At 65.9% G+C, this 18,150-nt stretch carries 16 protein-coding genes; 11 read left to right on the top strand and 5 right to left on the bottom strand.

All coding sequences use genetic code 11. From position 1 onward, the window contains the following. Positions 1–57 precede the first annotated feature (57 nt). Genes hisB through D619_RS0110800 form a run of 5 tightly spaced genes read left to right on the top strand, consistent with a single transcriptional unit; the run spans position 58 to position 3,066 of the window. A complete protein-coding gene (gene hisB / locus D619_RS18220; protein ID WP_017668610.1) occupies positions 58–672 on the top strand; it encodes an imidazoleglycerol-phosphate dehydratase HisB in 615 nt (204 codons plus the stop codon). After that, positions 665–1,273: an imidazole glycerol phosphate synthase subunit HisH gene (gene hisH / locus D619_RS0110815; RefSeq protein WP_017668609.1), complete on the top strand. Its 609-nt coding sequence runs from the start codon at positions 665–667 to the stop codon at positions 1,271–1,273. Before hisB ends, hisH begins: the two co-directional genes overlap by 8 nt. Beyond that, positions 1,270–1,989, top strand: a complete 720-nt coding sequence (gene hisA, locus D619_RS0110810; RefSeq protein ID WP_017668608.1) for a 1-(5-phosphoribosyl)-5-[(5-phosphoribosylamino)methylideneamino]imidazole-4-carboxamide isomerase — start codon at positions 1,270–1,272, stop codon at positions 1,987–1,989. Before hisH ends, hisA begins: the two co-directional genes overlap by 4 nt. Further along, complete coding sequence (gene hisF / locus D619_RS0110805) at positions 1,986–2,765, top strand: imidazole glycerol phosphate synthase subunit HisF (protein ID WP_017668607.1); 780 nt, start codon at positions 1,986–1,988, stop codon at positions 2,763–2,765. Before hisA ends, hisF begins: the two co-directional genes overlap by 4 nt. After that, entirely contained in the window at positions 2,752–3,066 is a 315-nt protein-coding gene (locus tag D619_RS0110800; RefSeq protein ID WP_017668606.1) for a phosphoribosyl-ATP diphosphatase, read from the top strand. Before hisF ends, D619_RS0110800 begins: the two co-directional genes overlap by 14 nt. Before the next feature lie 84 nt (positions 3,067–3,150). Here the strand turns inward: D619_RS0110800 and D619_RS0110795 are convergent, their stop codons facing one another. Beyond that, positions 3,151–5,286: a sodium-translocating pyrophosphatase gene (locus D619_RS0110795; protein WP_017668605.1), complete on the bottom strand. Its 2,136-nt coding sequence runs from the start codon at positions 5,284–5,286 to the stop codon at positions 3,151–3,153. Positions 5,287–5,417: 131 nt separating this feature from the next. On the opposite strand from D619_RS0110795, the gene D619_RS0110790 reads away from it, so the two are divergent. Then, positions 5,418–6,704 (top strand): aminotransferase class V-fold PLP-dependent enzyme, encoded by a 1,287-nt coding sequence (locus tag D619_RS0110790; protein WP_026090958.1) that lies wholly within the window; start codon positions 5,418–5,420, stop codon positions 6,702–6,704. Positions 6,705–6,940: 236 nt separating this feature from the next. Here D619_RS0110790 and thiL read toward each other — a convergent pair whose 3' ends face one another. Next, on the bottom strand, positions 6,941–7,873 hold the full coding sequence (thiL, locus tag D619_RS0110785; protein ID WP_017668603.1) for a thiamine-phosphate kinase: 933 nt from the start codon (positions 7,871–7,873) through the stop codon (positions 6,941–6,943). A gap of 5 nt (positions 7,874–7,878) precedes the next feature. Beyond that, a complete protein-coding gene (gene nusB / locus D619_RS0110780) occupies positions 7,879–8,331 on the bottom strand; it encodes a transcription antitermination factor NusB (protein ID WP_017668602.1) in 453 nt (150 codons plus the stop codon). A gap of 145 nt (positions 8,332–8,476) precedes the next feature. Here nusB and D619_RS0110775 point away from each other — a divergent pair, with 145 nt between their 5' ends. The 3 genes from D619_RS0110775 (at position 8,477) to D619_RS16385 (ending at position 12,144) form a co-directional block, all read left to right on the top strand. Beyond that, positions 8,477–9,979, top strand: a complete 1,503-nt coding sequence (locus D619_RS0110775) for a replicative DNA helicase (protein ID WP_081587137.1) — start codon at positions 8,477–8,479, stop codon at positions 9,977–9,979. A gap of 170 nt (positions 9,980–10,149) precedes the next feature. Then, complete coding sequence (locus D619_RS0110770) at positions 10,150–11,742, top strand: flavin monoamine oxidase family protein (RefSeq protein ID WP_017668600.1); 1,593 nt, start codon at positions 10,150–10,152, stop codon at positions 11,740–11,742. Positions 11,743–11,745: 3 nt separating this feature from the next. Then, a complete protein-coding gene (locus D619_RS16385) occupies positions 11,746–12,144 on the top strand; it encodes a cytochrome c (RefSeq protein ID WP_017668599.1) in 399 nt (132 codons plus the stop codon). 345 nt (positions 12,145–12,489) lie between these two features. Here D619_RS16385 and aceB read toward each other — a convergent pair whose 3' ends face one another. Beyond that, a complete protein-coding gene (aceB, locus tag D619_RS0110760; RefSeq protein WP_017668598.1) occupies positions 12,490–14,088 on the bottom strand; it encodes a malate synthase A in 1,599 nt (532 codons plus the stop codon). A gap of 51 nt (positions 14,089–14,139) precedes the next feature. Here aceB and D619_RS0110755 point away from each other — a divergent pair, with 51 nt between their 5' ends. Then, positions 14,140–14,625, top strand: coding sequence for a DUF4440 domain-containing protein (locus tag D619_RS0110755; RefSeq protein WP_017668597.1), 486 nt, complete (start codon positions 14,140–14,142; stop codon positions 14,623–14,625). A 7-nt stretch (positions 14,626–14,632) separates the two neighbouring features. On the opposite strand, the gene D619_RS0110750 is transcribed toward D619_RS0110755, so the two are convergent. Next, positions 14,633–16,060, bottom strand: a complete 1,428-nt coding sequence (locus D619_RS0110750) for a short-chain fatty acyl-CoA regulator family protein (RefSeq protein ID WP_017668596.1) — start codon at positions 16,058–16,060, stop codon at positions 14,633–14,635. Between the two features lie 164 nt (positions 16,061–16,224). On the opposite strand from D619_RS0110750, the gene D619_RS0110745 reads away from it, so the two are divergent. Next, complete coding sequence (locus D619_RS0110745) at positions 16,225–17,817, top strand: isocitrate lyase (protein ID WP_017668595.1); 1,593 nt, start codon at positions 16,225–16,227, stop codon at positions 17,815–17,817. Positions 17,818–18,150 lie beyond the last annotated feature (333 nt).

The following is an 18,150-nucleotide window of genomic DNA, read 5'->3' as shown; positions in this document are numbered from 1 at the left end:
GGCAAACTTGCCGCCTGTGCGGCAATGCTCTAGGCGCTGCGCCCAAGGAGCAGGCTCATGACAGCGCGCACGGCAAGCATTTCCCGCGTGACCAAGGAAACCCAGGTCGAGGTCCATGTGAACCTCGACGGCAGCGGCACGTACGACGTGTCGACCGGCATCGGGTTCCTCGATCACATGCTGGAGCAATTGTCGCGGCACAGTCTCATTGATCTCACCGTGAAGACCACGGGCGATCTGCACATCGATGGCCACCACACTACCGAAGACACCGGCATCGCGCTGGGCGAAGCCGTGGCACGCGCGCTGGGCGACCGGCGCGGCATCACCCGCTATGGTGATGCACTGATCCCGATGGATGAAACGCTCACCCGCGTCGCGCTCGACATTTCGGGCCGGCCCTATCTGGTGTGGCGCACATCGTTCAGCCAGCCCAAGCTGGGCACGCTGGATACCGAGATGTTCAAGGAATTCTTCGCCGCCTTTGCCGGCAGTGCGGGGATCACGCTGCACATCGAGACGCTCTATGGCGTCAACAATCACCATATCGCCGAAAGCTGCTTCAAGGGGCTCGCGCGGGCGCTGCGCGCGGCGGTGGCGATTGATCCGCGCAAGAGCGACGCGATCCCGTCGACCAAGGGCACATTGGGAGGCTCTGGGGGCGGTGCCTGACACGGTTGCGCTGGTTGATTATGGCGCCGGCAACCTGCGCTCCGCGGCGCGGGCGCTGGAGCGGGCGGGTGCGCGCGTGGTGGTCACCGATGATCCGGCGGTGATTGCGGGCGCGGCGCGCATCGTGCTGCCCGGCGTGGGGGCGTTTGCCCAGTGCATCAACCAGCTGCGCGAACGGACCGGCATCGAGGCGGCGCTGAACGAAGCGGTGAACGGGCGCGGCGTGCCGTTCCTGGGCATCTGTGTCGGCATGCAGTTGCTGGCCAGCGAAGGCCACGAACATGGCGTGCACAAGGGCCTGGGCTGGCTGCCGGGCAGGGTCGAGCGCCTCACGCCGTCCGACCCGGCGCTGAAGATCCCGCACATGGGCTGGAACCGCGTCGAGGCGGTGAACGGCGCGCCGGTGCCATCGGGTGATGCCTATTTCGTGCACAGCTACGCCTTCACGCCCGACGATCCGGCCGATGTGCAGGCGGTGAGCGATCACGGCGGGCGCTTTGCCGCCATCGTCAAGCGCGGGCACATCACCGGCGTTCAATTTCACCCGGAAAAGAGCCAGGCCTATGGTCTGGCCTTCCTGTCGAACTGGCTCAGCTCATGATCATCTTCCCGGCCATCGATCTGAAGGGCGGCCAGTGCGTGCGGCTGGCCGAAGGCGACATGAACCGCGCCACCGTCTACGCCGATGATCCGGCGGCGCAGGCGGCGCTGTTTCGCGCTGCCGGGGCGACGCATCTGCACGTGGTCGATCTGGATGGCGCCTTTGCTGGTGACAGCCGCAACGCGGACGGCGTGAAGGCTGCATTGTCCGGTTTCGGCGAAGGCAAGGTGCAGGTCGGCGGCGGCATCCGCACGGCCGCGCATGTCGAAGGCTGGCTGGCCGCCGGCGTGTGGCGCGTGGTGATGGGCACGGCGGCGCTGGAAAATCCCGATCTGGTGCAGGGCCTGGCCAAGGATCATCCCGGTACCATCGTCGTCGCCGTCGATGCCCGCGACGGCATGGTCGCGACGCGTGGCTGGGCCGATGTGTCGACGCTGCCCGTCGCCGAATTGGCGAAGCAGTTCGAGGATGCCGGCGTGGCCGCCGTGCTGTTCACCGATGTCGGCCGTGATGGCATGCTGAAGGGCGTGAATGTCGAAGCCACGGTGGCGCTGGCCGCCGCGACCAGCCTGCCGGTGATTGCCTCGGGCGGGGTGGCCTCCATCGCCGACATCCATGCGCTGATCGGCAAGCACGGTATCGAAGGCGTCATCACCGGCCGCGCGCTCTATGATGGCCGGCTTGATCTGGCCGAGGCCATCAGGGTGGCGGCATGACGCTGGCCGTCCGCATCATCCCCTGCCTCGATGTCGCCAATGGCCGCGTGGTGAAGGGCGTCAACTTCGTCGCCCTGCGCGATGCCGGCGATCCGGTGCAGGCCGCCGCCGCCTATGATGCGGCCGGTGCGGACGAGCTCTGCTTCCTCGATATCACCGCCAGCCACGAGAACCGCGGCACCCTGCTCGATATCGTCGAGCGCACCGCCGATCAGTGCTTCATGCCGCTCACCGTTGGTGGCGGTGTGCGCTCGGTGGAGGACGCGCGCGCGCTGCTGCTGGCCGGGGCGGACAAGGTGGCGGTGAACAGCGCCGCCGTGGCGCGGCCCGCGCTGATTGGCGAACTTGCCATGCGCTTTGGCGAGCAATGCGTGGTGGTGGCAGTGGACGCCAAGGCCGTCGGCCCCGGCAAATGGGAAATCTTCACCCACGGCGGCCGCAAGGCGACCGGCATCGACGCGGTGGCCTATGCCATCGAAGCCGCCAGGCTGGGCGCTGGCGAAATCCTGCTCACCTCGATGGACCGCGACGGCACCAGGGCCGGTTACGACCTGGCGCTCACCCGCACCATCGCCGACGCGGTGCCGGTGCCGGTGGTGGCCTCGGGCGGTGTCGGCGGCGTCGCCGATCTTGTCAGCGGCGTGCGCGATGGCCATGCTTCGGCCGTGCTGGCGGCTTCCATCTTCCATTTCGGCGAAGTGACCGTGGCCGAGGCGCGCGCGGCGCTGGCTGAGGCTGGCCTGCCTGTTCGCGAGGTGTTTCATGGAGCGCTTTGACCAGTTGCTGGCCACCATCATCGAACGACGCGGCGGCGATCCGGCGACGTCGTACGTGGCGAAACTCACCGCCAAGGGCCGCGCCAAGATGGCCCAGAAACTGGGCGAGGAAGCCGTGGAAGTGGTGATCGCCGCGATCGGCGACGACAAGGCTGGCATGGTTTCGGAAAGCGCCGACCTGATGTTCCACCTCGCCGTGCTGCTGGCCGATGCCGGGCTGTCGTTCGATGATGTGCGCGCCGAACTGGAACGCCGCGAAGGGGTTTCGGGCATCGAGGAAAAGGCCAGGCGGTCGACTTGAGGTGATCAGGGCCAAGTGACAGGCAAGAAAAAGGGGCGGCCTTTGCGGGCCGCCCCTTCGTCCTTGGGCTGATGCGGTGCCGTCTCAGTGCCCGGCCAGCGCCGCGAGCAGCAGCAGCGCCACGATGTTGGTGATCTTGATCATCGGGTTCACGGCGGGGCCGGCGGTGTCCTTGTAGGGGTCACCCACGGTGTCGCCGGTCACGGCGGCCTGGTGCGCGGGCGAGCCCTTGCCGCCATAGGCACCCTGTTCGATCACCTTCTTGGCATTGTCCCACGCGCCGCCGCCGCTGGTCATGGAGATGGCCACAAAGAGCCCGGAAATGATCACGCCCATCAGCAGCGCGCCAAGCGCTGCAAAGCCGTTGCCCTGGCCGGCGACCGCCGTGATGGCGAAATACACCACGATCGGGGCCAGCACGGGCAGCAGCGACGGCACGATCATTTCCTTGATCGCGCCGGCGGTGACGAGGCCGACGGTGCGGGCATAATCGGGCTTCACCTCGCGGGTGGCGATGCCGGGGTTTTCGCGGAACTGGGCGCGAATATCCTGCGCCACCGCCTGGGCGGTGCGGCCCACCGCTGTCATCGCCATGCCGCCGAACAGATAGGGCAGCAGGGCGCCCAGCAGCAGCCCGACGACAACGTACGGGTTGGACAGCGAGAAATCGACCGCAACATCCTTGAAGAACTGCGCCAGATCCTCGGTATAGGTGGCAAACAGCACCAGCGCGGCCAGGCCGGCCGAACCGATGGCATAACCCTTGGTGACGGCCTTGGTGGTGTTGCCCACCGCATCGAGGGCATCGGTGCGCTGGCGCACTTCGCCATCCAGGCCGGCCATTTCGGCGATGCCGCCGGCGTTGTCTGTCACCGGGCCATAGGCATCCAGCGCGACGATCATGCCGGCCAGGGCCAGCATGGCGGTGGCGGCAAAGGCGATGCCGATCAGGCCGCCCAGTTTGAAGGTGGCGATGATGCCGGCAACGATCACCAGCGTGGGCAGCGCGGTCGATTCCATCGACACGGCGAGACCCTGGATGACGTTGGTGCCGTGGCCCGAGTCTGACGCCTTGGCGATGGATTGCACCGGGCGATAATCGGTGCCGGTGTAATATTCGGTGATCCACACGATCAGCGCGGTGACGACCAGGCCGATGAGCATGCAGTAGAACAGGGCCGCACCGGTGAAGCCGCCTTCGACGCCGGCGACCGTGACCGTGGCCGGATCCTCCGCCGTGGCCGCCGCCGCATCAAAGCCGATCACGGCGTTCATGTCCGGAAAGATGGCGGCCGTGGCGAACCACAGTGCCGGCACGGAGAGCACGCCGGTGACGATCAGGCCCTTGTAGAGCGCGCCCATGATGGAGCCGCCGCCAAGGCGGACGAAATAGGTGCCGATGATGGACGTGATGATGCACACGCCGCAAGCCAGCAGCGGCAGCGTCATCAGCCTGGTGGCATCCGGGCCGGCGACCAGCAGGGCGCACAGCACCATGGTGGCGCCGATGGTGACCACATAGGTTTCGAACAGATCGGCCGCCATGCCGGCGCAATCGCCGACATTGTCGCCCACGTTGTCGGCGATCACGCCGGGGTTGCGATCATCATCCTCGTCAAAGCCGAGTTCGTTCTTGCCAACCATGTCGGCACCGACGTCGGCGGCCTTGGTGAAGATGCCGCCGCCGAGACGGGCGAAGATGGAGATGAGCGAAGCGCCGAACGACAGGGCGACCAGCGCGTTGACAACCGCGCGGCTGGTGGGTTCGAGGCCGGAGCCGATCAGCGCGTAGAAATAACCGGCGATGGCAAGCAGCGCGAGGCCGGCGACCAGCATGCCCGTCACCGCGCCCGAACGGAACGCCATGGTGAGGCCCGCTTGCAGCGACTGGCGCGCGGCCTCGGCGGTGCGCACGTTGGCGCGCACCGAGATGTTCATGCCGATGAAGCCGGTGGCGCCGGACAGCACGGCGCCGAGCACGAAGGCAATGGCGGGGATGATGCCGAGGAACATCGCCACCAGGCCAGCGACGATGACGCCGACGACAGCGATGGCGGTATATTGCTTGGTGAGATAGGCGCCGGCGCCGATCTGGATGGCTTTCGCGATTTCCTGCATGCGGGCATTGCCCGCCGAGGCGCCGAGCACCTGCCGCGAAGTGATCACTCCATAGGCCACGGCGGCAAGCCCGCAAATGATGGCCAGAACAACGCTATCCATTGGTCCCCTTCCCCTGTTGATGCCCCACCCCTAGTATCGGGCTTGGGCATTTTGCCGCACCATGGCATGGGATTTCGCGAACGCAAGCCGCTTGGTGCAGTTTTCGCCCATCGAAACAGGGAGCAGACGCAATGACAGTGACCAGGCGTGACGCGATGATGCTGGCGGCGGCGGCCAGTGCTGTGGCCGGGAATGCCGGGCCGGTTCAGGCGCTTTCCATCGGCCCGATCGCGCCCGATGATGAAGCCGGCTGGGCGCGGATCGCTGCGCTCTACCCCAGCATGGCCGGCCCGGTGACCCAGCTGGAACATGGCTATTGGGGCAATATGGCGCTGCAGGTCGCCGAAACGCACAAGGCCATCGTGGAACGGCTCAACCGCGAGACCAGCATCTATGCCCGCCGGGCGATGCGCAAGGACCAGGAGGTGGTGAAGGCCCGCGCCGCACAGGCGATGGGCGTGCAGCCCGAAGAGATCGGCTTTTGCCGCAACGCCGCCGAAGCGCTGCAGGCGCTGATCAGCCAGTTCCAGGGTGTGGCGGAAGGTGACGCGATCCTGTGGTCGGACTCGGATTATGAAACCAGCCACCATGCCATGCGGAGCCTGGCAAGCAGCCGGCGGGCGACGCCCGTGATGGTGAACCTGCCGCGCGCGCCAACGCGGGAAAACGTGATTGCCGCCTATGCCGAAGCGATCAGGAAAACGCCCCGGTTGAAGTTCGTGCTGCTCACCCACGGCACCCACAAATCGGGCATGGTGGTGCCGGTGGCGGAAATTGCCGCGCTGGCCAAGGCGGCCGGCGCCATGGTGCTGGTCGATTGCGCGCAGAGTTTCCGCATGCGGCCGTTCGTGATCCCGGATTTCGGCGCGGATTTTGTCGTGCTGAATTTCCACAAATGGGTGGGGGCGCCGGTGGGCGTGGCAGGCTTCTGGATCCGGCCGGGCGCTGCGCCGATGATCGCGGCCGCCGCTGCCGAACCCGACGCCAAGCCGGAGAATGTGCAGGCCAAGGTGCACCAGGGCACGCTGGATTATGCGCCGCAGCTCACCCTGCCGGCGGCGCTGGATTTCCAGGAGCAGATGCTGCCCATCCCGATGAAACTGGCGCGGCTGCAGTATCTGCGCAACCGATGGGTAAAGCCATTGCGCGGGCTTTCGGGGCTGGAAATCATGCTGGGCGATGATCCGGCGACATTTGGCGCCATCACCAGCTTCCGCATTGCCGGCCACACCAGCACCGCGGACAACATTGCCATCACCGATACGCTGTTCAATCGATATCGCATCATGACCGTGCATCGGTTGGGGTTGGCCGATGGCGGCTGTGTGCGGGTGACACCGGGCCTGTTCACGCGGGCGCAGGATTGCGATCTGCTGGTGGCGGCGCTGAAGGATCTGGTGCCGCAGATCGCGCGCTGAACGTCCGACGCCAAATGCCAGAGACTTCAACCTCCCGGAATTTCAGTTGGAAAGGGTTGAAGAACAAGGAAGCAGAGCCTCCGGCGGGCAGGCCTGAGGCCTGCACCCATTTGTTTGTCCGCCCTTCATGCCCAAATTTCGTCATGGGGCGCGCCATCAAAAGTGGGCCCAGGGGCTCAGCCCCTGGCCGCCGGAGGCACTCTTCTTGATGCGTTCAGATCAACGGGATGTGGTTATCAGCCGTGTTCCCAGCCCAGCCGGGCGGGGAGTGGCACCGGCTGGCCGGCAAGGCTGAGCATCACACCGGAACCCGCGGTCACCCTGCCGATGCGGGTTACCGGCGTTCTGGAGGGCGCCGCCAGCGCTGCCACATCGACATCGGCCGGCGCCGTGAACAGCAACTCATAATCATCGCCCGCCGTCGTCCGCGCCAGCACGTCTTCCAGGCCGGCAGCCGGACGGGAGAGCGGCACCTGCGCCAGATCAATGTGCAGCGCCACACCGCTGGCGGCGGCCAGCCGGTCCGCATCGATCAGCAATCCATCCGACACATCCATTCCGGCCGACGCATGGCCGCCCAGCACGGCCCCCAGCGCAAGGCGCGGTGTCGGGCGGCGGAAGCGGTTGAGCAGCGGCTTGTCGAACGGCGCGTCACCTTTGGCCACAGCCAGGCCCAGCCCGGCATCGCCGATCGTGCCCGAAACCCACACGGCGTCGCCCGGCTGCGCCCCCTTGCGGCCGAGCGCCCGGCCCGGTTCAACCCAGCCAATGGCGGTCAGGCCGAGCACGGCCTGGCCCAGCCCGCTCACCGTGTCGCCGCCCCACAGTTCGACGCCGAAATGAGCGAGCGCCCGCGCCAGGCCGGCGATGAAGGCGTCGCGCCACGCCGCATCTTCAGCCGCCGACAGGCCCAGCCCCAGCAGCACGCCGGCCGGGGTGGCCGCCATCGCGGCCAGATCAGACAGGTTCACCGCCAGCAGTTTCCACGCCACATCCGATGGCGGATCGTCCGGCAGATAATGCACGCCGGCGGCCAGCACATCGTGGGTGAAGACGAGATTGCGGCCCAGCGGCGGGGTCCACACCGCCGCATCGTCGGCAAAAGCGCGCGCGGCCGGTGATGTGGCCAGGGTCGCTGCCAGGCGGGCGATGAAGTCCCGCTCCGCCATCCGCGTCAGCCGCGCACCCGGCGCGCCAGCGCATCGAGCAGGCCGTTGACGAACCTGGCTTCCTTCTCGTCATGGAAGGCGTGGGCGACATCCACATATTCATTGATCACGGTCGCTGCCGACACATCCGCCCGCGCCACCAGTTCGTAAAGCGCCGCGCGCAGCAGCGCCCGCATCGGCCGGTCGAGCCGGTTCAGCGTCCAACCTTCGGCGAGACCACTGGAGATCAGTTCGTCCAGCTCGGCCTGACGGGCCGCGACGCCGGCCACCACATCATCGAAGAAGGGTTCATCGGCAGCGAGATATTCGGCACCTTCGATTTCCTGGCCCAGCCGGTGCTTGTGGAACTCGGTCAGCAGCTTTGGCACGGTCTCGCCGCGCATCTCCAGCTGGTACAGCGCCTGCACGGCAGCGAGGCGGGCGGCCGAACGGCCACGAAAATCAGGAATGTTGCTCACCGCGGCGGCCTTACGCGATTGTGGGAGGCCCCGGCAAGCGGCTCGACTTGTCCCCCTGCTGTCCCCGGCTTGTCCACAGGCCTGCCCACCGCGAAATTTTGGCGTGAGCCTTGGCATTGCCGCAGGCTTGCGCGATGACGCAGCCATGGCCAGCCTTCCTCCTTCAGTCACCCCGTTTCGCGTTCTCGAAGGCGGCCCGGCGAGCGCGACCCTGCCGCAGAATCTGGAGGCCGAAGCCGCCCTGCTCGGCGCGCTGATGATCGACAATCGGCTGGTGGAAGATGTCATCACCAAGCTGAAGACCGAGCATTTCGCCGATCCACTGCACGGCCGCATCTATGCCGCGGTGCTCACCCTGTCGGCCAAGGGCATGGCGGCGACTCCGGTGACGCTCAAGCCCATGTTCGAAGCCGATCCGGCCATCGCCGAACTGGGCGGTCCCGGCTATCTCGCCAGCCTCACCCAGAATGGCGCAGCGCTGCTGGCGGCGCGCGATTTTGCCCAGCAAATCTATGATCTGGCCCTGCTGCGCGAACTGATCCGCGTCGGCCGCGAGATGGTGACGGAAGCCAGCGACACCAGCAAGGACATCGCACCGATCACCCAGATCGAAGCGGCCGAAATGGCGCTCTACAAGGTTGCCGAAGCCGGCGAAGTGCAAGGCGCGGTCAAGACCTTCCGCGAGGCCGCGATGGAAGCCGTGGCCCAGGCCGACCGCGCCAAGCGTTCGGGCGGGCATCTGTCGGGCTACACGACGGGCCTCACCGGCCTGAATGAAAAGATGGGCGGCCTGCACAAGTCCGACTTGCTCATCCTCGCCGGCCGCCCGGCCATGGGCAAGACCAGCCTTGCCACCAACATCGCCTTTGCCTGCGCCCAGCGGTTCGCGCAGGACCGGGCCCGCGGCATCGAGGCGGAGAAGTCCTCGGGCGCCCCAGTGGCGTTTTTCAGCCTGGAAATGTCGGCTGACCAACTCGCCACCCGCATCCTGGCCGAACAATCGGAAGTGAACGGCGAATCGCTCAGGATGGGCAAGATTTCTAATGAGGATTTCACCCGACTGGCCCGCGCCTCCAGCGAGCTGGCTGCCCTGCCACTGTGGATCGACGACACGCCTGGGCTGTCGATCGCGGCGCTACGCACCCGCGCTCGCCGGCTCAAGCGCCAGCACGGCATCGGGCTGATCGTGGTCGACTATCTCCAGCTGCTCACCGGTTCCAAGAACAGCGGCGGTGACAACCGCGTGCAGGAAATTTCCGAGATCACCCGCGGCCTGAAGACGCTGGCCAAGGAACTGCAGGTGCCGGTGATCGCGCTGTCACAGCTGTCCCGCGCGGTCGAGAATCGTGAGGACAAACGGCCGCAGCTCGCCGATCTGCGCGAATCCGGCACCATCGAGCAGGATTCGGACATCGTGATGTTCGTCTACCGCGAGGAATATTATCACAGCCTGAAACAGCCCGATCCCGAAGAGGCGGACAAGCACATGAAGTGGCGGGAAAAGGCCGAAAAAATCTTTGGCCTGGCCGAAGTGATCATCGCCAAGCAGCGCCACGGCGCCACCGGCACGGTGCCGCTGACCTTCATAAAGCAGTACACCAAATTCGCCGACCGCGCCGAAAGCGAGTTTGGCGGATCGGATTATTGAGGCCAGCTTGCGCGCTGGGGCCGCAAATGGGGGAAATCCCCGCTATTTCACCACTATCCGGCCGGCGGATGAGGGCGCATCGGAACGTCCGATCATTGCCGGCTCTGGCCAGCGGGCCATTCGCCTGCCAGAGTTGCCGCCGATGACAGGCAAAGGGGAAGTACGCTCCAATGAACTGGGCTGAATCCGGTCCGACGCGCCGCGAAGTCTTGCGCGCTATCGGCATGATGGCGGGCACCGCCGTGCTTTACCAGGCGATGGAAGTCCTTGGCCACGCCAAGGAAACCCAATTTGCCGGGCCGCCCAACCTCCAAGGCGCACGGCCGGGTACCAAGGTCGTGGTGCTGGGGGCGGGCCTGGCCGGCATGCTGGCGGCCTATGAACTGGCCAAGGCCGGTTATGAGGTGCAGATCCTCGAATACAACAACCGCCCCGGTGGCCGGAACTGGTCGCTCTATGGCGGCGACACCTATACCGAACTGGGCGGCGCCACCCAGAAGGTCGGCTTTGCGCCCGGCAATTATCTCAATCCCGGCCCATGGCGCATTCCCTATCACCACCGCGCCCTGCTGCATTATTGCAAGAAGTTCGGCGTTGCGCTGGAGCCCTTCATCCAGATGAACCAGCAGGCGCTGGTGCATTCGTCCGAGGCGTTCGGTGGCAAGCCGATGCGCTATCGCGAGCTGCACGCCGATTGGGACGGGAACGTGGCCGAGCTGCTGTCAAAGGCGATCGACAATCGCGGCCTCGATTCGGTGATGACCAAGGAAGACGGCGACCGCCTGCGCATGGCGCTGCGCGAATGGGGCGCGCTGGATCAGGATTTCAAATATACTAAGAACTACCGGGCCTCGCGCCGGCGCGGCTTTGAACGCGCGCAGGGCGGCGGTGTGCTGGGTGAACCCATCCCGTCCGATCCCCATGCCTTCAAGGATATCCTCGATTCCGGCATCTGGCGTACCGTGGCCCAGCACATGAACATCGATCACCAGCATTCGATGTTCCAGCCGGTGGGCGGCATGGGCATGATCGGGCGCGGCTTTGCCAAACAGGTCGAAGGCAAGATCCGTTACAACCAGAAGGTCACCAGCATCAGCCAGCAGGGCGGCAAGGTAACGGTGACGCACAAGGATACCGGCACCGGCGTGACCAGCACCACCGAAGCCGATTATTGCGTGTGCACCATCCCACTGTCGGTGCTCAGCCAGATCGATGTCGATTGCTCACCCGGCCTCGATGCAGCGATCCACGCCATCCCCTACTCCAATAGCGTGAAGGTCGGCCTGGAATTCAAGCGGCGCTTCTGGGAAGAGGAAGAGGCCATCTATGGCGGCATCAGCTTCACCGATCGGGAGATCAACATGATCTCCTATCCGTCCGGCAAGCTGCACAGCGATGGGCCGGCGGTGATTCTGGGCGCCTATACGTTCGGCCCGGCCAGCTACAAGTTCGCCGGCATGACACCCGAAGAGCGCATCGCGCGCGCCTTGGAGCAGGGCAGCGTGTTCCACCCCGGCCGCTACAAGGAAGAATATATCGGCGGCGCCACCGTGGCGTGGAGCCGGGTGCCCTTCACGCTGGGCTGCTGCGCCATGTGGAACGAGGAAACCCGCAAGGAACATTATCAGACGCTGGTTGCCGTCGATAACCGGCTGGTGCTGGCTGGCGAACATGCGTCCTATGTTGGCTGCTGGATGGAAGGCGCGATCCTGTCGTCGCTCGATGCCGTCACCCGCCTGCACAGCCGCGCCCTGGAGGCCTGATCAATGCGTTTCGTTCTGCTCGCTGCCGCCTTCATCGCGGTCCCGGCCCTGGCCCAGAAGCCCGCCAAGCCGGCACCGGCGCCTCATCCGGGTGCCGAGGTCTATCAGAATATCTGTCAGGCCTGCCACATGGCCAATGCACTGGGCGGCGAAGGCGCCGGCAAGATCCCGGCGCTGGCAAGGAATGGCGCGCTGGAAGCGGCCGGCTATCCGATCATGGTGGTGACCGGCGGCAAGAACGCCATGCCCTGGTTCCGGGGCTTGTTGACCGACCAGCAGATTGCCGACGTCATCAACTATGTCCGCAGCAATTTCGGCAACAAGTACAAGGACAAGGTGACGCCCGCCATGATCGCGGAGATGGGCCTGCCGGCACCGAAGGGCGGTTTTCGCGAACAGTGAGCGCCGGCCGCGAAGGCCGCGCCAGCTCTTGTCGCGCTTCCCAAAACGACGAAGCCGCCCATGCCGAGCTTGTCGAGGCACCGATCGACCGCGGTGCGTGCCTCGACAAGCTCGGCATGAGCGGGTTTGGGATTGTTTGCTGACTTCGATTGGCACGGTGAAGAAGCAGGGAGGAATAGCCTCCGGCGGGCAGGCCTGAGGCCTGCACCCATTTGTTTTTCCGGCCTCCATGCCCAATGTTCGTCATGGGGCACGCACCAACGAAAGCGGGTCCAGGGGCTCAGCCCCTGGCCGCCGGAGGCACCATTGCCTGGCCCTCCGGCTCAAGGTCGCCAAGACACGCGATCACTTCGCGAAATAGAAATCATAGGCCGGGCTGGTCAGGAACGGTTCCAGCCGGTCGGCCAGCACCAGCGTGCGGAACAGGTCGGCGGCTTCGGCATATTTGCCGGTGGCGAAGAAATTGTCGCCCACCTGGGCCTTGTAGACGGCGAGCTGCTCTTCGGTGACGCGGGTGATCAGCGCGGCATCCACTGCCTCGCCGCTGTCCAGCGTCGCGCCGTTCTTGCGCCATTGCCACAATTGGGTGCGGCTGATTTCGGCGGTGGCAGCGTCTTCCATCAGATTGTGCAGCGGCACCGCGCCCTGCCCGCGCAGCCAGGCCGCAACATAGCCGATGCCGACATTGATGTTGTTGGTCAGCCCGGCCAGCGTGCGCGGGCCATCGGGCGGCGTCACCAGATCGGCCAGCGTCGCCTCGCCCTCGGGGATCACGTGCAGCTGGTTGGGCGTCGGCATCAGCCGGTCGAACACCTCGCGCGCCACGCCAACGAGGCCGGGGTGCGCCACCCAGGTGCCATCATGGCCCAATGTGGCTTCGCGTTCCTTGTCGGCGCGCACGGCGGCAAACGCCGCTTCGTTGGCGGCTTCGTCATCCTTGACCGGGATGAAGGCGCTCATGCCGCCCATGGCGTGGGCGCCGCGGCGGTGGCACACCCGCACCACGTGCGCGGCATAGGCGGCCATGAACGGCACCTTCATGGTGACGGCGGCACGATCGGGCAGCAGCTTTGTCGCATCGGCCTGGAAGGTCTTGATATAGCTGAAGATATAATCCCAGCGGCCGCAGTTCAGCGCGGTGATGTGGTCCTTCAGCTCATAGAGGATCTCCTCCGCCATGAAGGCGCCGGGCAGCGTTTCGATCAGCACGGTGGCGCGGATGGTGCCCAGCGGCAGGTTGAGCATCGATTGGGCGGTGATGAAGACATTGTTCCACAGCCGCGCTTCCAGGCTGTGCTCCAGCTTGGGCAGATAGAAATAGGGTCCGCTGCCCTTGGCCAGCAGCGCATTGGCGTTGTGGAAGAAATAGAGGCCGAAATCGAAGATGGCACCAGCGACGCGCTCGCCATCGACGATCATGTGCGCTTCATCGAGATGCCAGCCTCGCGGGCGGCAGATGAGCACCGCGGTCTTCTCATTGAGCTTGTAGCTCTTGCCCTTGTCCTCAAGGGAAATGGTACCGGCAGCCGCATCGCGCAGATTGACCTGGCCCTGCACCATCACGTCCCACGTCGGTGCGGAAGCGTCTTCCAGGCAAGCCATGAAGCATTGCGCGCCGCTGTTGAGCGCGTTGATCACCATCTTGCGGTCGCACGGCCCGGTGATCTCGACGCGGCGATCGGCCAGATCGGCCGGGGCGGGGCGCACCTGCCAGCTGCGATCATCACGGATCGACGAATATTCGGGTGCAAAGCCGATGAAGCCTTCCGCGTTGATCCACGCCTGCCGCTGATCCCGCGCCCGCAGCAGGGCGAGGCGGGTCGGGTTGTACATGCGGTGCAGCTGCGCGACGAAGGCCAGCGCTTCGGCTGTGAGGATCGCCTCGTAACCGGGCTGCATCGCGCCCTTGATCTCGACGCCGGCAAGAGCGGGGTTGCTGGTCATGATGGGCCTTTCAGGTCAGGATGAAGGGGTTGAAATGAAGGGGGAAGCGGGATGACGGAAACCAACCGGCGCCAAGCGATCGGGCTGGGGCTGGCGCTGACGGCCGCGCCGGTCGCGGCGGCTGGCGAGAATGACGCCGCGAGCGCGGAGGCGGCATTGCGCGCCTTCCTGCGCAGCTTTGCCAACTGCGATCTGCCGGCGATGGAGGCCGCCTTTGCGCCCGATGCCACCAGTTTCGATGCATTGACGGCCAGCGCCGGCGCCGCGCTGCCGGCCAAGGACAGCATGAAGCGTCACCCCGGCATGCCGCCGACCATGCGCCGCATCGCGGAACAACTGCCCAAGGAGCGGCCCGGCCCACCCTATCACCGGCCCGATCTGATCGATGATCTGCTGGTGCAGGTCGTTGGCGATGTGGCCATCTGCGCGTTTCATTTCGACAGCCCGAACCGGCTGGGCCGGCGCAGCATCGTGCTGGTGCGGCGCGCTGGCGATTGGCGAATCCTGCACCTGCACGCGTCCAACCTGCAGCTCTGATCGCGGCCTATTCATCGGTGAACCGGAACGGCGTCAGCACGCGCTGGCGCTCGTCGAAGGCGAGGTGGGCGCCGGCGGGCGGCGCGCCGCGCTGGCGGCAGGCGGCGCGGTGGCAGGCGGCGCAGCCGGGGCCGATCGGGGTGGCCGGGCCATTGAGATCGATGCCGGCGCTCCACGACAGGGATGACGCATGGGCGACGTCGCAGCCGATGCCGATGGCAAAGCCGGGGCGCGGCACGCCCCAGGGCAGGGCAGCGGTGCGGATGGTGCGGGCCAGCGTGAGGAAGCGCTGGCCGTCTTCCAGTTCGACCAGTTGCCGGCGGATTTCCCCGGGCCGGTCAAAGGCGTGATAAACGTGCCACAGCGCGCAGCCGCCGGTGACCGGCAGTGGGGATGCACCGGGCGCGAAGCGTTTGGAGACGGTACCGGCACGATCCACCCGCAGGAAGAAGAAGGGCACGCCGCGCGTGCCGGGGCGGTGCAGCGTGGTGAGCCGGTGGGCCACCTGTTCCAGCCCGCGCCCGAAACGCGCCTGCAGCAGCTCCACGTCATAGCCCGTCGCCTCACAGGCAGCGAGGAAGCGGGCATAGGGCATCAGCGTGGCGGCGGCGGCATATTTGCCCATGGCCACGGTGGCGGCGCGCACGTCGAGCGGATCGCTGATGCCGGCGCTGGCAATGGTGGCGGCAATCTCCGCCTTCAACTCGATCAGCACCAGCTGCACGGCGGCGGCAAAGCCCCGGCTGGCGGCGTCGAGCGATTCGGACAATTGCAGCTGGCGCGAGTGGAGATCGAGCCGGCGCAGATGGCCGGGCATCACTTCCAGCGGCAGGGCGCGGACGGTGATGGCATGGCGGGCGCGCAGCCGCTCGACCACGGCGGCGTTGAGATCGGGGCCGGACAGGCGCAGTTCGTCGGCCAGCTTCTCGGCCGCCTCGTCGAGCGCGGGAAAATGATTGCCGGCGGCGTCGATCATCCGGGTAACGGCCGCGATCGGGCCTGGCGGCGGCGGTTCCGGCCCGGTGGCGGGCGTGGCTGCGGCGAGGCGCAGCAGCGCATGGGCGATGGCGGGCGCGCGGGCGGCCAGATCGCGCAGCTCGGCACGCGGCACGTCGATGCCGATCAGGCGCGGATCGGTGAACAGCTTTGACAAGTCGTCGACCAGCTCGCCTTCGTCGTTTCCGGTCAGGCTGCGGATATCGAGATCATAATTCTGCGCCAGCTTGAGCAGGAAACTGGCCGACAGCGGGCGCTGATCGCGTTCGATCAGATTGAGATAAGAGATTGAAACACCCAGATCATTGGCCATTCGCGTCTGCGTCAGGCCACGGCTCGTGCGGAGACGGCGGACGCGCGCGCCGGCAAAGATCTTGCGCCCGCCGCCCAAGGTTTCGGGCAGTTCGACAGCAGCAGCGGAGGCAGGCGGTTCTGTCAATATCTTTACAACTTCACAAAAGATTACAGCGAAAGAGGGACATTTACACACGATTCTTTGACTGAATCGGGTTGACCGGGCGGTAGCCCAAGCGCAGGGCGTTGACAAGTTTTACCGGCAGGGCGGCCCCACACCCTGCCAATTGTCAGTGCAAAGGAGTGGCCATGAGCTATCAATCGCAAGTCCAGGCCGCCGCGGCCGCCGTCAATGGCAAGCCCGGCTGGGAATCGATCAGCGCCGAAAGCGTTGCCCGCATGCGCCTGCAGAACCGCTTCCAGTCCGGCCTCGACATCGCGCGCTACACCGCCGCGATCATGCGCCGCGACATGGCGGCCTATGATGCCGATCCGGCCGCCTACACCCAGTCGCTGGGCTGCTGGCACGGCTTCATCGGCCAGCAGAAGCTGATTTCGATCAAGAAGCATTTCGGCACCACCGACAAGCGCTACCTCTACCTCTCGGGCTGGATGATCGCCGCGCTGCGCAGCGAATTCGGCCCGCTGCCCGACCAGTCGATGCACGAGAAGACCAGCGTGCCTGCCCTGATCGAGGAGCTCTACACCTTCCTGCGCCAGGCCGATGCCCGCGAACTGGGCGGCCTGTTCCGCGATCTCGATGCCGCCCGTGCTGCCGGCGATGCGGTGAAGGCCAAGGCGATCGAGCACCAGATCGACAATTTCCAGACCCACGTGGTGCCGATCATCGCCGATATCGACGCCGGGTTCGGCAATGCGGAGGCCACCTATCTGCTCGCCAAGAAGATGATCGAGGCCGGGGCCTGCGCGCTGCAGATCGAGAACCAGGTGTCGGACGAGAAACAGTGCGGCCACCAGGACGGCAAGGTGACCGTGCCGCATGAAGACTTCGTCGCCAAGATCCGCGCCATCCGCTACGCCTTCCTGGAACTGGGCGTGGAGGACGGCATCATCGTCGCCCGCACCGACAGTCTGGGCGCCGGCCTCACCAAGCAGATCGCCTTCAGCCGCGAGCCGGGCGACATTGGCGATCAATACAACAGCTTCCTCGATTGCGACGAGATCGACGTCGGCCAGGTCGGCAACGGCGACGTGGTGATCAGCCGCAATGGCAAGCTGCTGCGGCCGAAGCGGCTGGCATCGAACCTGTTCCAGTTCCGCGCCGGTTCGGGCGAGGATCGCTGCGTGCTCGACTGCATCAACTCCTTGCAGAACGGCGCTGATCTGCTGTGGATCGAGACGGAAAAGCCGCATATCGGCCAGATTGCCGGCATGGTGAACCGCATCCGCGAGGTCATCCCCACTGCCAAGCTGGTCTACAACAACTCGCCCAGCTTCAACTGGACGCTGAATTTCCGTCAGCAGGTGTTCGATGCCTGGGTTGCAGCCGGGAAGGATGTTTCAGCCTACGACCGCGCCCGGTTGATGAGCGTGGACTATGACGGCAGCGATCTGGCCGCCGAAGCCGACGAGCGCATCCGCACCTTCCAGCGCGATGCGGCCCGCGAGGCGGGCATCTTCCACCACCTGATCACCCTGCCGACCTATCACACGGCGGCGCTGTCCACCGACAATCTGGCGAAGGAGTATTTCGGCGATGCCGGCATGCTGGGCTATGTGAAGAACGTCCAGCGCGCCGAGATCCGCCAGGGCATTGCCTGCGTGAAGCACCAGAACATGTCGGGCTCCGACATTGGCGATGATCACAAGGAATATTTTGCCGGGGAGGCGGCGTTGAAGGCTGGGGGCGTGCATAACACGATGAATCAGTTCGCCGCGTAGCGCGGCGCGCAGATAGCGCAGCTATTTGCCGACTCGCGCAAGCGCGGCCGGCGAGCGAGAAAGGCGGGAGCTTCCTCCCGCCTTTTTTGACTCGTCCGACGGCGTGGCTCCGCCACGCTCTTTCTGCCTTCTTCCTTGGCACACTCAGCGGACTCGGCGGCTTTGCCGCCGGCCGCGCGGGCACGGGCCAGCCGCCACGTTTATGGGGTGCCTCGACAAGCTCGGCATGAGCGGAGTTGGGATTGCCCGGCAGTGGACCGCGCTTATGGCACGCACCCTCCCCCAGCCCCTCCCTGCAAGCAGGGAGGGGAGCTGTTACCGCGCGTTCGCCCG

Origin of the sequence: Sandarakinorhabdus sp. AAP62 (assembly GCF_000331225.1) — a bacterium.
GTDB lineage: Bacteria > Pseudomonadota > Alphaproteobacteria > Sphingomonadales > Sphingomonadaceae > Sandarakinorhabdus.
Note: the sequence above shows the minus strand (reverse complement) of the source record. Positions and strands in the feature narration are given on the sequence as shown.